A 14,195-nucleotide genomic window follows, 5' to 3' on the forward strand; every position below is an offset into this window, starting at 1 on the left:
GTACCGGCTGCGGCTTGGGGGAGGTGGTGGCCCGCCGCCGGAGCGGCGTGGGAGGGGGATCGGGCGGTGGCGGGAGCGGGGCGGGCAGGGCGGTCAGCCGGTGAGAGGTTCCTCAGGGGCATCGGTCAGGCTGGTGGCCAGCCACTGCTCGACGGCGGTGATGTGCACCGTCGCGGCCGAGGCGGCGAGCAGGGCGTCGCGTGCCCGGAGGGCGTCGAGGATCTGCTGGTGGTCCCGGTGCGCGTTGTCCACGGCGCGCCGGGTCTGGCTGCCCCGGACGATGCGGGCGCGCTGGGTGCTGGTGGACAGCACGCGCAGCAGCATGGACAGCACCGGGTTGCCGACGGCTTCAATGATCCTTGCGTGGAAGGCGATGTCGTGGGCGACGAACTCCTCGACGGTGGCGGCCGACTTGGACCGTTCCAGTATGTCTCCGAGCTCTCGCAGGTCTTTGGGTGTCAGCAGCGCGGCGGCCAGCCCGGTCGCCTGCGGCTCCAGCAGCCGGCGCACCTGGATCAGTTGCAGGGCGGTCCGTCCCTGGGAGACGTCGGAGGCGAAGGACAGCGTCTCCAGGAGGAGGTGGGGCTCCAGGCTGGAGACGTAGGTGCCGTCGCCCTGCCGCACCATGAGGATGCGCATCGCGGTGAGCGCGCGGACGGCCTCGCGCAGCGAGTTGCGGGACAGGCCCAGCTGGGCGGCGAGGAGTTCCTCCTTCGGCAGGCGGGATCCGGGTGCCAGTTCACCGGCGACGATCATCGCCTTGATCTTGTCCATCGCCTCGTCGGTGAGTGCCACGAGGGTGCCTTCCTGTGCCGGGGGAGGGGAGAGGTTCCGCCGCGCCGCGCCGCGCCGCGCCGCGCCGCGCGGCACCGGGCCGGGGCGGAGCGCCGCGCGGGCCGTCACTAGTCCTGCTTCTCGCCGGAGGCGAAGCGCGAGATGATCAGGGCGACGATGATGATGGCGCCGTTCAGGAACTGGTTCCACAGCGCCGGTACGCCCGCGAGCGTCATGACGTTGACGACGAGCTGGAGGGTGAGGACACCGGTGAGGGCGCCGAACACGGAGCCCTTGCCACCGTTGAGGCTCACCCCGCCGATGACGGTCGCGGCGAAGACCTGGAAGATCCAGCCGCTGCCCTGCGTCGCCGAGATGGAGCCGTAGTGCCCGCTGTAGAGGATGCCCGCGAACGCGGCCAGCAGGCTGCCGAGGATGAGGACGGCCCACACGATGCGGTCGACGCGGATGCCGGCGGTGCGGGCGGCCTCGGCGTTGCCGCCGATGGCGTACAGCGCCCGGCCGTGCCGCAGCCAGGCCAGTGCGCTGCCACCCGCCGCGAACAGCACCGCGCAGATCCAGATGGCTGCCGGGACGCCGAACCAGGACGCCTTGCCGAGGTAGGTGAACGAGGACGGCAGGTCCACGATCGACTGGCCCTCGGAGAGGGCGACCTGGAGACCGCGCAACATCGTCAGCCCGCCCAGAGTGACGATGAAGCCGTTGAGCCGCAGCTTGAGGATGAGGAAGCCGTTCAGGGCGCCGATCGCCACCCCGACCAGGAGGCACAGCGGGATGGCCATCCACTCGGGGAAGAGCCCGAGCCCGTTGAACCGCCCGCCGCTGGTGGGCAGGACGAGCCATACGGCGATGACCGGGGCCACGCCGATGGTGGACTCCAGGGACAGGTCCATCCGCCCGCAGATGAGGATGAGGGCGGTGGCGAGGACGAGCAGGCTCAGTTCGGTGGACTGCTGCGCCACACCGATGAGGTTGTCGGCGGTGAGGAAGGCCGGCGAGACGATGAAACCGATCAGGCCCAGCACGAGGATGGCCGGGATCAGGGACAGTTCACGGAAACGGCCGAGGTCCAGCCGGCGCCCGGTGGAGTCCGCCGCGGCCGGCGCCGTCGTCCTCGGTACGGGCTCCGTGACGTCTGTGGTGGTGGACATGTCTACCTTCCGTGCTGGTGAGTCCCGGCCGCCGTGGACGCGGCGAGTGGGGTGGTGGTGTCGGCGACGCCCTCGATGGCGGCGACGACGTGCTCGTCCTTCCAGCCGCGGTCGAACTCGGCGACCACCTGTCCGTGGAACATGACCACGACCCGGTCGCAGGCTTTGAGGTCGTCCAGTTCGTCGGAGACGATCAGCGCGGCCTTGCCCTCCTCGGCGGCCCGTCGGATCCGGCCGAGAAGGAACTCCTTGGACTTGACGTCGACACCGTTGGTGGGGCGGATGGCCACCAGCACGTGCGGGTCGGTGGCCAGGGCGCGGGCGACCACGACCTTCTGCTGGTTGCCGCCGGAGAGCGCGGAGACCGGGGTGGCGGCCTGCGGGGTCTTGATGTCGAGGTCACGGATCATGTGCTGGGCGAAGGCCCGGGTGCGGGCGGGCAGCACGACGCCGAACGGGCCGAGCTGGTCGGTGACGGTGAGGGTCGCGTTCTCCGCCACGCTGCGGTTGTTGACCAGGCCCTGCAGATGCCGGTCCTCGGGGACGAAGCCCACTCCGGCGGCCAGGGCGGAGGGCACGCTGCCGGTGCGCACGTTCCTGCCGCCGACCGAGATGCGGCCGCTCGTGGCGCGGTGCAGACCGGCGACGGCCTCACCCACCTGTACGTTGCCGCTGGCCGCCGCTCCTGCGAGCCCGACCACCTCGCCGGAGCGCACCGAGAGGGAGAGGTCCTCGCAGGTGCCGGACAAGGTCAGGGCGTCGATGCGCAGCAGCTCCGCCCCGTCGGCCGGTGCGGTCGGGGACGCGCTCGCGGGGCTGGTGGCCGCGGAGGCGGCCTCGCCGGTCATGGCCTCCACGAGCAAGCGGTGACCGAGTTCGGCCACGGGCGCGGTCAGAATGTGGGCCGCGTCGCGGTAGACCGTGACCGTGGTGCACAGGTCGTACACCTCTTGCAGGTGGTGGGAGATGAAGAGGAAGGCGACGCCTTGTTCCTGCAGGTCCCGGAGTTTGTCGAAGAGACGGCCGATGCCGCGGGCGTCGAGCTTGGCGGTGGGCTCGTCCAGAATGATGAAACGGGCGCCGAAGGACAGCGCGCGGGCGATCTCGACGAACTGCCGCTGTTCGACGGTCAGGTCCCTGGCCCGGGCGGCGGGGTCGACGGCCACGCCGTACTCGCCGAGGAGCTCCTGCGCACGCTGCCTGAGGTCCTTCCAGCGGATGGGGCGCACCGCGCCGGGGCTCTGCCGGTTCAGGAAGAGGTTCTCGGCGACGGTCAGCTCACCGATGATGGTGGACCGCTGGTAGACACAGGCGACCTTCGAGCGCCAGGCGTCGATGTCGCCGAAGGCGGGCGCCGGCGCGCCGGAGAAGCGTAGTGAGCCCGTGTCGGGCTGCTGCAGGCCGGTGAGGATCGACACGAGCGTCGACTTGCCGGCGCCGTTGCGTCCCACCAGGGCGTGCGACTCGCCCTCGGCGATGCTGATGCGGGCGTCGCGCAGTGCGACGGTGGCGCCGAACCGTTTGCTGATGCCGGTCGCCTCGGCGACCGGGGCCCGGGTTCCGGAGCCGGCCGCCGGGGTGGTGGCGGTGTCCGCCATGGTGGGTACCGTCCTTCGGGTACGGATGGTGGGGGACCGCGGAGCGGGCAGTGGACCCGGATCCGGGGCGGGAGTCGCAGCCGGGGGAGGAGGGGCGAGGTCCCCGGCTGCGGCGTCGGTGCCTGCCGGTCACTGTCCGACGGAGTTGCCCCACAAGGACTTGTCGTCCACGTTGTCCTTGGTCACCAGCGGGGCGGGCAGCTGGTCCTCCAGGCCGTTGGGCAGCTTGATGATGGTGGAGTCGTGGTCGGTCGCACCCGGCTTGAAGGTCTTGCCCTCGGCGGCGGCCTTGGCGTAGTACAGCGCGTACTTGGCGTAGAGGTCGGCGGGCTGGGAGACGGTGGCGTCGATCTGGCCCTTGCGGATGGCGTCGAACTCCTGCGGGATGCCGTCGTTGGAGACGATGCTGATGTGGCCCTTCTGCCCGGCGGGCTTGAGCAGGCCCTTCTGCTGCAGCAGGGCCAGGGTCGGCTGCAGGAAGACGCCGCCGGCCTGCATGTAGATGCCGTTCAGGTCCGGGTGCTGGGCCAGCAGCGACTGGAGCTTGGCGGAGGCGACGTCACCCTTCCAGTCGGTGGGGAGCTCGAAGACCTTGATCTTGGGGAACTTGGTCTTCATGCACTCGGCGAACGCCTCCGAGCGGTCGCGTCCGTTGATGGAGTCCAGGGAGCCCTGGAACTCGGCCACCTTGCCCTTGCCGCCGAGCTGCTTGCCGAGGAATTCGCAGGCCTTGGTGCCGTACGCCCGGTTGTCGGCGCGGACCACCATGTAGACGTCGCCCTTTTCGGGTCTGGTGTCCACACTGATCACCGGGATCTTCTTCCCAGCGAGGGATTCGAGGGTGGAGGCGATGGCGCCGGTGTCCTGCGGTGCCATGACGACGGCCTTGGCTCCGGTGTTCTCGAAGACCTGGACGTTGGCGACGAGCTTGGTGACGTCGTTCTGCGAGTTGCTGATCGGCAGGGCGTTGATGCCGTCCGTCTTGATGCCCGTCTTCAGATACTGCGCGTAGGAGTTCCAGAAGTCGGAGTCGGAACGCGGCAGGTCGATGCCGATGGCCGGCTTGTCACCGCCCGAGCCGACCGCTTCCGAGCCGCTGCGGTTGCACGCGGTGGCGAGGGCGAGGACTGCGAGCACGGCGGTGGCGGCTGTGGCGGTGGAGCGGGTGCGAGCGAGCTTCATGGCCGTGGTGTCTCCTTTGGCAGGGCGGAGGACTGCGGGGCAGCGGGGAGGGAGGCGTATGCGCCGGCCGAGGATGACGGGCGAGTACGCGGGCCGGGCAGAAGGTGGCCCGGCACCGAGGCAGTGCGGACCGCGCCCGATGGGCACGGAAGTGAGGAACAGCCGGTGCCGAGCGACAGAGGTCAAGCGCGCGCAGTTCCCATTCCGGAAGAATGTGATCCATTCCTCCGATGTCTCTCGGACGCCGAGGACGTTACGACGACGTTGCCGACGTTGACAAGCCTCCGCCGCCACTGAATTGCGCAGCACGACGGCGCAAGGCTCCGCAGCCCCGCCAGAAGGAGTCGGCAACCCGCCAGGACCCCTTCGTGACCTGCAGCTTCGCCCAGTCCTCCGGTCGGGCGGCAGGGACCGGCACCGGCTCACGGTTCCGCAACGGCGTCTGCGGCCGCTGAGCCGCAGCGGCGGCTGAGGGGCGTGCCCGGGGACCTGTCACCCGCACCGGGGATGCTCTGCATGCCGTCTCGCGGGGCCCCCACCAGCGATGCCTGCCGCACACTGCCGACGTTTCAGGCATCCGATGAAACCTCCGCGCGCCGCCCTGGCCCTCCATGATGCCGGAGTCAAGTCCCGGCAAATTCGGGCGAACTGACAACGGCAGGGAGAAACATCCGAGGTATTTGTTGTCAGTCGGCTCGTCTGCGTCTACAGTCGCGCTGCCGCCATACATCCGATGACTGGGGGTAGGGCGGGAGCTTGTAGCTCCCTACTGGCCCGGTCGGGGCGCGGCCGGGCGGCACGGCCCGTACGACCGGCCGCCACCTTCCTTTCGAAAACCACCTACGGCAAGGGAACTGCCAGTGAAACTGCTACGAGTCGGTGCCCCCGGCGAAGAGCGGCCCGCTGTCCGCACCGACGGCGGCCGGCTGCTGGACCTCTCCTGCGTGACCCGCGACGTCGACGCCGCGTTCCTCGCCTCGGACGGTATCGACCGTGCCCGTGCCGCCATCGCGGCGGGAGACCTCCCCGCACTGGACGCGGACGGCCTGCGGATCGGCCCGCCCGTCGCACGCCCCGGCAAGATCGTGTGCATCGGTCTGAACTACCGCGACCACGCCGCCGAGACCGGCGCGGCGATCCCCGAGCGGCCGGTGGTGTTCATGAAGGACCCGGGCACCGTCGTCGGGCCCTACGACGAGGTACTCGTCCCCCGTGGCTCGGTCAAGACCGACTGGGAGGTCGAGCTGGCGGTCGTCATCGGCCGCCGGGCACGCTACCTGGACGGCCCCGACGCCGCCCGGGACGTGATCGCCGGGTACGCGATCAGTCATGACGTGTCGGAGCGGGAGTACCAGCTCGAGTACTCGCCGCAGTGGGACCTCGGCAAGTCCTGCGAGACCTTCAACCCGCTCGGCCCGTGGCTGGTCACCGCCGACGAGGTCGGCGACCCGCAGGACCTCGGACTGCACCTGAGCGTCAACGGCGTGAAGCGGCAGAACGGGCACACCAGCGACATGATCTTCCCGGTCGGCCACATAGTGTCCTACCTGAGCCAGTACATGGTCCTTGAGCCCGGCGACGTGATCAACACAGGTACCCCCGCGGGCGTGGCCCTCGGCCTGCCCGGCACGCCCTACCTCCGCCCCGGCGACACCGTCGAACTCTCCGTCGACAGGCTCGGCAGCCAGCGCCAGACCTTCGGCCAAGCGTGAAAGGCACCCCCTTGACTGCCATCTCAGCCCGGATCACCGCGGTCGACACCTACGACGTCCGCTTCCCCACCTCCCGGGAACTGGACGGTTCCGACGCGATGAACCCGGACCCCGACTACTCCGCCGCCTATGTCGTGCTGCGCACCGACGCCCGCGACGGCCTCGAGGGCCACGGTTTCACCTTCACCATCGGACGCGGCAACGACGTGCAGGTCGCCGCGATCGGCGCCCTGCGGCACCACGTCGTGGGCCGCTCCGTGGAAGAGCTGTGCGCCGATCCTGGCTCGCTCAGCCGCGACCTGATCGGCGACAGTCAGCTGCGCTGGCTCGGCCCCGAGAAGGGCGTGATGCACATGGCGATCGGCGCCGTCGTCAACGCCGTGTGGGACCTGGCCGCCAAGCGGGCCGGTCAGCCACTGTGGCGCCTGCTCGCCCACGCCGACCCCGAGTGGCTCGTGTCCCAGGTCGACTTCCGCTACATCGCCGACGCCCTCACCCCCGAGGACGCCCTCACCCTCCTGCGCAAGGGCCGCGAGGGTCTCGACGAGCGCGAGACCGTGCTGCTGAACCGCGGCTACCCCGGCTACACCACCTCGCCCGGCTGGCTCGGTTACTCCGACGACAAGCTCACCCGGCTGGCCAAGGAGGCCGTCGCCGACGGCTTCACCCAGATCAAGCTCAAGGTCGGCGCCGACCTCCAGGACGACATCCGGCGGCTGCGCATCGCTCGTGCCGCGGTCGGCGACGGCATCCGCATCGCCGTCGACGCCAACCAGCGCTGGAACGTCGGCGAGGCGATCGAGTGGACCAACGCGCTCGCCGAGTTCGCCCCGTACTGGATCGAGGAGCCCACCAGCCCCGACGACATCCTCGGACACGCCGCCGTACGCAAGGCGGTCGGCCCCGTCAAGGTCGCCACCGGTGAGCACGTGCAGAACCGCGTCGTCTTCAAGCAGCTCCTGCAGGCCGACGCCATCGACGTGCTGCAGATCGACGCGGCCCGGGTCGGCGGAGTCAACGAGAACCTCGCAATCCTGCTGCTCGCCGCGAAGTTCGGGGTACCCGTCTGCCCGCACGCCGGAGGGGTGGGGCTGTGCGAGCTGGTGCAGCACCTGTCGATGTTCGACTACCTGGCCCTGTCCGGCACCACCGAGAACCGGGTCATCGAGTACGTCGACCACCTCCACCAGCACTTCACCGCACCCGTGGTGATGCGCGACGGGCACTACACCGCCCCCCTCGCCCCGGGCTTCTCCGCCACCATGCGGGAGGAGTCCATCGCCGCCTACGACTTCCCGGACGGAACGTTCTGGACCGCCGACCGCGCCCAGCAGGAGAGTGCCTCATGACCGACCTGTCAGGGCTCACGGCCCTCGTCACCGGCGGCGCGTCCGGCATCGGACTCGCCACAGCCCGCGCGCTGGCCGCGCAGGGCGCGGCGGTGGCCGTACTCGACCTCGAACCCGCCGGTGTGCCCGAGCCGCTGCACGCCCTCAAGGCCGACGTCAGCGACGACACCTCGGTGCGCGCCGCCGTGGCAGAGGCCGCCGAGCGGCTCGGCGGCCTGGACATCCTCGTCAACAACGCGGGCATCGGCGCCGTCGGCACGGTGGAGGACAACCCCGACGAGCAGTGGCACCGCGTCCTGGACGTCAACGTCCTCGGCATGGTGCGCACCACCCGCGCCGCCCTGCCGTATCTGCGGCGTGCTGCCGCTGCCCGTCCGGGCACTGCGGCGATCGTCAACACCGGCTCGATCGCCACCACCGCCGGCCTCCCGCAGCGGGCCCTGTACTCCGCCAGCAAGGGCGCCGTGCTGTCCCTGACCCTGGCCATGGCCGCCGACCACGTCCGCGAGGGCATCCGCGTCAACTGCGTCAACCCCGGCACCGCCGACACCCCCTGGGTGGCCCGGCTCCTCGACGCCGCGGACGACCCCGAGGCCGAGCGCGCCGCCCTGGGCGCCCGGCAGCCCATCGGACGCCTGGTCACCGCCGACGAGGTGGCAGCCGCCATCGTCTACCTCGCGAGTCCCGCCGCCGCTTCCGTCACCGGCACCGTACTCGCCGTGGACGGCGGCGTGCAGGGACTGCGACTGCGCCCGACGGCCCAGTCGTGAAAACCACCACGCTGGGCGGCAGCGCGGTGCAGGTCACGCAACTCGCACTCGGCTGCGCGGGCATCGGCAACCTCTACCAGCCAGTCACCGACGAGGCCGCCCTCGCCACCGTGGAGGCGGCCTGGGACGCCGGAATCCGCACCTTCGACACCGCACCCCACTACGGGCTCGGCCTGTCGGAACGGCGGCTCGGCGCCGCGCTGCGCGGCCGCCCCCGGGGCACGTTCACCGTCTCCACCAAGGTGGGCCGGCTGCTCGTACCGAACCAGGACGACGGCCCCGGCGACGACCTCGCGAACGGCTTCGCCGTCTCCGCGACCCACCGCCGTATCTGGGACTTCAGCGCCGACGGAGTGCTGCGCTCGCTGGAGGCCAGCCTGGACCGCCTCGGCCTCGACCGTGTCGACATCGCCCTGCTGCACGACCCGGACGACCACGCCGAGCAGGCCCTCACCGAGGCCTACCCGGCGCTGGAGCGGCTGCGGGCCGAAGGCGTGGTCGGGGCGATCGGCGTCGGCATGAACCAGTCGGCGCTGCCCGCCTGCTTCCTGCGCGAGACCGACATCGACGTGGTGCTGCTGGCCGGCCGCTACACCCTCCTGGACCAAGGCGGCCTCGCCGAACTGCTGCCCGAGGCCGCCGCCCGCGGCCGGAGCGTGGTCATCGGCGGGGTCTTCAACTCCGGGCTGCTCACCGCCCCGCGCCCCGGCGCCACGTACGACTACGCCCCGGCGGCCCGGCCGGTGCTCGACCGGGCACTGCGCCTGCTGGAGGTGACCGAACGCCACGGAGTCCCGCTGCGCGCCGCCGCTCTGCACTTCCCCTTCGGCCACCGGGCGGTCGCCGGCGTCCTGACCGGCGCCCGCTCCCCCGAAGAGGTACGCGACACCCTCGAGCAGCTACGCCGCCCGATCCCGGGCGCGCTGTGGGACGAGCTGCGCGCCGAGGGGCTGTTGCCCCCGGCCACCCCCGTACCCGCAGCCACGCCGTCGAAGGAGCCGTCATGAGGGTCGCCCTGCACACCAAGGTCCGCGCCGACCGCATCGAGGAGTACGAGGCCGCCCACCGCGAGGTGCCCGAGGAGCTGACCGCTGCCATCCGGGCCGCCGGGGCGAGCGAGTGGACGATCTGGCGCAGCGGCACGGACCTGTTCCACGTCCTGGAGGTCGAGGACTACGCGGCGATGATCGCCGAACTGGAGAAGCTGCCGGTCAACATCGCCTGGCAGGCCCGGATGGCCGAGCTGCTGGACGTCGTCCACGACTACTCGTCGCAGGGCACGGACGCCTCCCTCCCGGTGGTGTGGCGGTTGTGAGCCGCGTGGAGACCGAACCCGGCGTCGTCGACGCGCACCATCACGTGTGGGACCTGTCCGTCCGCGATCAGGACTGGATCAGCGGCCCCGAACTCGCGCCGCTGCGCCGCGACTTCCTTCTCGCCGACCTGGAGCCGGAGGCCCGCACGGCCGGGGTCACCGCCACTGTGCTGGTGCAGACGATCACCGTGCCGCAGGAGACCCCGGAGTTTCTTCAGCTGGCCGCGTGCAGCGATCTGGTCGCCGGTGTCGTCGGCTGGACGGACCTGACCGCACCCGATGTCGCCGACCAGCTCGCGTCGTTGCGGGCGGGCCCGGGAGGCGAGTACCTGGTGGGCATCCGCCACCAGGTACAGGCAGAACCGGACCCCCGCTGGCTGGTGCGCCCCGACGTGCTGCGTGGTCTGACCGCGGTCGCCGAAGCGGGACTCGTCTACGACCTCGTGGTCAAGCCCCACCAGCTCAAGGCCGCGGCCGAGGCCGCCACGCGCCTTCCACACCTCACGTTCGTCCTCGACCACCTCGGCAAGCCGCCCATCGCGTCCGGCGCCCTCGCACCCTGGGCCGAGGAGACCCGACGGCTCGCCGCCCTCCCCAACACTCGTTGCAAACTCTCCGGCCTGGTCACCGAAGCCGACTGGGGCTCTTGGACCACACGGGATCTCAAGCCGTACGCCGACACCGTCCTGGACGCCTTCGGCCCCGACCGGCTGATGTTCGGCTCCGACTGGCCCGTCTGCCGACTCGCCGCCGACTACGCTCAAGTCATCGCAGCAGCCCGCGAGTTGACGGCCCAGCTCACCTCCGCGGAACGCCACCAGGTTTTCACCGGCACCGCCGTGCGGACCTACGGCCTGACCGTCACCGGATCCCCGGGCCCACCCCAGGAAACACCATGCGCATAGCTCTGTTCATCACCTGCTTCAACGACACCATGTTCCCGAGCACCGGCCGCGCGGTGACCGCCCTGCTGGAACGGCTCGGCCACACCGTGGAGTTCCCGCAGGGCCAGACCTGCTGCGGACAGATGCACTTCAACACCGGCTACCGCGCGCAGACACTGCCGATGGTGCGCCGCTTCGCGGAGGTCTTCGCGGGCTACGACGCCGTCGTCGCCCCTTCCGGCTCCTGCGCGGGCATGGTGCGCGACCACCACCGGGTGGTGGCCGCCCAGTACGGGGACACCGCCCTCACCGAGGCCGTGGAAGAGGTGGTCCCCACGGTGTACGAACTGTCGGAACTCCTCGCCGACGTCCTCGGCGTCACCGACGTCGGCGCCTACTTCCCGCACCGCGTCACCTACCACCCGACCTGCCACTCGCTGCGCATGCTGCGCGTCGGTGACCGGCCACTGCGCCTGCTGCGCGCCGTCAGGGGCATCGACCTCGTCGAGCTGCCCGCCGCCGACTCCTGCTGCGGCTTCGGCGGCACCTTCGCCCTGAAGAACCACGAGGTCTCCCACGCCATGCTGGCCGACAAGATGCGCCACGTCCAAAGCACCGCAGCCGAGTTCCTGTGCGCGGGCGACAACTCCTGCCTCACGCACATCGGCGGCGGCCTGTCCCGGCTCCGTACGGGCATCGGGACCCTGCACCTGGCCGAGATCCTGGCCTCCACGGAAGGGGACACACGGTGAGCGGCGCCGACAACGTCGTATGGCTGGGCACGCCGGCCTTTCCCGAGGCCGCGCGCGCCGCGCTCGCCGACACCCGACTGCGCGCTAACCTGCGCCGCGCCACCGCAACCATCCGCGACAAGCGGCTGGCGGTCTCCGCCGAACTCGACGACTGGGAGGAGCTGCGCGAGAGGGCGGCGGCCATCAAGCGCCACACCCTGCGCCACCTCGACCACCATCTGCTGCGGCTGGAGAAGGCGGTGACCGCCGCCGGGGGCACGGTCCACTGGGCCGCGGACGCCGCCGAGGCCAACCGCATCGTCACCCACCTGGTGAAGGCGACCGGTGAGCGTGAGGTCGTCAAAGTCAAGTCGATGGCCCCCCAGGAGATCGGCCTCAACGAGGCGCTCGCCGAAGCGGGCATCCGCCCCTACGAGACCGATCTCGCCGAGCTCATCGTGCAGTTGGGCGGTGACCGCCCGTCCCACATCCTCGTACCCGCCATCCACCGGGGCCGCTCCGAGATCCGGGAGATCTTCTTGCGGGAGATGGGGGAGTGGGGCAGACCGGCCCCGGACGGCCTCGGCGACGATCCACGCGATCTCGCCGAAGCCGCCCGGCTGCATCTGCGCGAGAAGTTCCTGCGGTGCAAGGTCGCCGTCTCCGGCGCCAACTTCGCGGCCGCCGACACCGGCACGGTGGTGGTCGTGGAGTCGGAGGGCAACGGCCGGATGTGCCTGACCCTGCCGGACACCCTCATCACCGTCATGGGCATCGAGAAGGTCCTGCCCTCCTTCGCCGACCTGGACGTCTTCCTCCAACTGCTGCCACGGTCCTCGACCGGCGAGCGGATGAACCCGTACACCTCGCTGTGGACCGGCGTCACCGAAGGCGACGGCCCCACAACATTCCACCTGGTGCTGCTCGACAACGGCCGTACCGCCACCCTGACCGACGAGGTGGGCCGGCAGGCTCTGTCCTGCATCCGCTGCTCGGCCTGCCTGAACGTCTGCCCGGTGTACGAGCGCACCGGCGGCCACGCCTACGGCTCCGTGTACCCCGGACCGATCGGAGCCGTACTGACCCCGCAGCTCGTCGGAGTGGAGAACGCGGCCTCACTGCCCTTCGCCTCGACCCTGTGCGGCGCCTGCTACGACGCCTGCCCCGTGAAGATCAACATTCCGGAGGTGCTGGTCCATCTGCGTGCCGAGGCCGTGGAGGCCAAACGCCGCAGCCGGCTCCTGCCCACCGCCGAGGCACTGGCCATGAAGGCCGCCGGATGGGTCATGTCCTCCCCGAAGCGGCTCGCGGCAGCCCACCGGCTGGCCGCACTCGGCGCCCGCCTCGTCGCCCGCGACGGCCTCATCGGTTCCCTGCCGGGTCCGCTGGCCCGCTGGACCGGCACCCGCGACACGCCGGCACCAGCCCGGGAGTCCCTGCGCGCGTGGTGGCGCCGCACCAAAACCTTGAACGAAACACAAGGCCGTACGACGACGGAAGAAGAGGGACGCCGATGAGCGGCCGCGACACCGTGCTGCGGGCGGTCAGAAACGCACTGACCGACGTGCCCCGCTCCGAGAACCCCGGCGGCCCACCACCCCCACACGGTCACCGCAACAACCACACGGGGCCGGACATCGTCCAACTCTTCAGCGAACGCACTGCCGAATACCGCGCCACGGTGGTCGTCGTTCCGGCGGCACGTGCCGCTGCCGCGGTCAAAGACGCGCTGGCACGCACCGGCGCACGTGCGCTGGTCGTCCCGCCGGGCCTGCCCGCCGATCTCATCCCCGAGGGACCCTGGACGCTGCTGGAGGACACTCCGCCGCTGACGCCAGGACAGCTCGACGCGGCGGACGCGGTGCTCACCACCAGCGCGACCGCCATCGCCGTCACCGGGACCGTCATCCTCGACCACGGCCCCGGCCAGGGCCGCCGGGCCCTGACCCTCCTGACGGACCAGCACATCTGCCTGGTCCGCGAGGACCAGATCGTCCCCGACGTGCCCGAGGCGCTGAGCCGACTCGATCCGTACCGCCCTCTGACACTGGTGTCCGGTCCCTCGGCGACCAGTGACATCGAGCTCGACCGGGTCGAGGGTGTGCACGGCCCGCGGACGCTGGACATCATCGTCGTCGCGGCCACGTAGCGGCCTGATCGCCTACCTGCCAGCGGCCTACGCGGTCCGTGCGACTGCGCCCGTCCCGAACCGGCGCACGAGACCCCGGGCTTGAGAATGGGCCCGGGGTCCCGGGGGCGGCGTGGTGCGTCGGCGAGGTCGGCGAGGTCGGCGAGGACGCGGCAATGCCGTTGCCAGCCACCGAAGAACGATCGCGTGACCGTCGTCTTCGCTCACGATCGGACAAGGCGGCCGCCTTCAGCAAAACCCGCGCCTCCAGCCGGTCAGCGGCTCGCGGAACGGACTCTGGTCGTCGCCACGCGTACGGTCACGTCGGCCGTACGGGAGCGAAGGTGAGACCGGGTCGGGCCCTTCGTCGTTTCCTCCACAAGAGACCAGAAGCCTGGCTGGTCCGGAAGGGAGTATGGACACATCGGGCTGAAGTCTTCTAGCCTTGTCGGTGGACCGTCACGGTCGTCGATGTGACCCGACAGCGCGGTAGCCATCGACTTCTCATGTTTCCGAGCGGTTGCCCCCGCTCGGCGTAGTGGCCTGCTGAAGCACACCCAGCGGGCCGAACCGCTACGGC

General features: G+C 70.9%; 13 protein-coding genes. 9 read left to right on the plus strand and 4 right to left on the minus strand.

Going from position 1 to position 14,195, the window contains the following annotated elements; all coding sequences use genetic code 11:
* Positions 1-93 precede the first annotated feature (93 nt).
* The 4 genes from ACFY9E_RS18145 to ACFY9E_RS18160 form a co-directional block, all read right to left on the minus strand.
* Entirely contained in the window at positions 94-795 is a 702-nt protein-coding gene (locus ACFY9E_RS18145; RefSeq protein WP_390984739.1) for an FCD domain-containing protein, read from the minus strand.
* A gap of 107 nt (positions 796-902) precedes the next feature.
* Entirely contained in the window at positions 903-1,946 is a 1,044-nt protein-coding gene (locus ACFY9E_RS18150) for an ABC transporter permease (protein ID WP_390984741.1), read from the minus strand.
* A gap of 2 nt (positions 1,947-1,948) precedes the next feature.
* The gene (locus ACFY9E_RS18155) at positions 1,949-3,544 is read right to left on the minus strand and encodes an ATP-binding cassette domain-containing protein (RefSeq protein ID WP_390984743.1); all 1,596 of its coding nucleotides are present in this window, start codon (positions 3,542-3,544) and stop codon (positions 1,949-1,951) included.
* Positions 3,545-3,673: 129 nt separating this feature from the next.
* Positions 3,674-4,726, minus strand: a complete 1,053-nt coding sequence (locus tag ACFY9E_RS18160) for a substrate-binding domain-containing protein (RefSeq protein ID WP_390984746.1) — start codon at positions 4,724-4,726, stop codon at positions 3,674-3,676.
* An 860-nt stretch (positions 4,727-5,586) separates the two neighbouring features.
* Between ACFY9E_RS18160 and ACFY9E_RS18165 the strand changes: the two genes are divergently transcribed.
* Genes ACFY9E_RS18165 through ACFY9E_RS18205 form a run of 9 tightly spaced genes read left to right on the plus strand, consistent with a single transcriptional unit; the run spans position 5,587 to position 13,636 of the window.
* Positions 5,587-6,438 (plus strand): fumarylacetoacetate hydrolase family protein, encoded by an 852-nt coding sequence (locus tag ACFY9E_RS18165; protein WP_390984749.1) that lies wholly within the window; start codon positions 5,587-5,589, stop codon positions 6,436-6,438.
* A gap of 11 nt (positions 6,439-6,449) precedes the next feature.
* Positions 6,450-7,787 (plus strand): enolase C-terminal domain-like protein, encoded by a 1,338-nt coding sequence (locus tag ACFY9E_RS18170; RefSeq protein ID WP_390984751.1) that lies wholly within the window; start codon positions 6,450-6,452, stop codon positions 7,785-7,787.
* On the plus strand, positions 7,784-8,557 hold the full coding sequence (locus ACFY9E_RS18175; protein WP_390984753.1) for an SDR family oxidoreductase: 774 nt from the start codon (positions 7,784-7,786) through the stop codon (positions 8,555-8,557). The genes ACFY9E_RS18170 and ACFY9E_RS18175 overlap by 4 nt, the downstream gene beginning before the upstream one ends.
* Positions 8,554-9,564: an aldo/keto reductase gene (locus ACFY9E_RS18180; RefSeq protein WP_390984756.1), complete on the plus strand. Its 1,011-nt coding sequence runs from the start codon at positions 8,554-8,556 to the stop codon at positions 9,562-9,564. Before ACFY9E_RS18175 ends, ACFY9E_RS18180 begins: the two co-directional genes overlap by 4 nt.
* Positions 9,561-9,872 carry an L-rhamnose mutarotase gene (locus ACFY9E_RS18185; protein ID WP_390984758.1) on the plus strand — a complete coding sequence of 104 codons (312 nt, stop codon included), beginning with the start codon at positions 9,561-9,563 and terminating at the stop codon, positions 9,870-9,872. The genes ACFY9E_RS18180 and ACFY9E_RS18185 overlap by 4 nt, the downstream gene beginning before the upstream one ends.
* Before the next feature lie 5 nt (positions 9,873-9,877).
* Positions 9,878-10,777, plus strand: a complete 900-nt coding sequence (locus tag ACFY9E_RS18190) for an amidohydrolase family protein (RefSeq protein ID WP_390984760.1) — start codon at positions 9,878-9,880, stop codon at positions 10,775-10,777.
* On the plus strand, positions 10,768-11,508 hold the full coding sequence (locus tag ACFY9E_RS18195) for a heterodisulfide reductase-related iron-sulfur binding cluster (RefSeq protein ID WP_390984762.1): 741 nt from the start codon (positions 10,768-10,770) through the stop codon (positions 11,506-11,508). Before ACFY9E_RS18190 ends, ACFY9E_RS18195 begins: the two co-directional genes overlap by 10 nt.
* Entirely contained in the window at positions 11,505-13,004 is a 1,500-nt protein-coding gene (locus ACFY9E_RS18200; protein WP_390984765.1) for a LutB/LldF family L-lactate oxidation iron-sulfur protein, read from the plus strand. Before ACFY9E_RS18195 ends, ACFY9E_RS18200 begins: the two co-directional genes overlap by 4 nt.
* Entirely contained in the window at positions 13,001-13,636 is a 636-nt protein-coding gene (locus ACFY9E_RS18205) for an LUD domain-containing protein (RefSeq protein ID WP_390984768.1), read from the plus strand. The genes ACFY9E_RS18200 and ACFY9E_RS18205 overlap by 4 nt, the downstream gene beginning before the upstream one ends.
* Positions 13,637-14,195 lie beyond the last annotated feature (559 nt).

Source organism: Streptomyces sp. NPDC012466 (genome assembly GCF_042955215.1).
Taxonomy (GTDB): domain Bacteria; phylum Actinomycetota; class Actinomycetes; order Streptomycetales; family Streptomycetaceae; genus Streptomyces.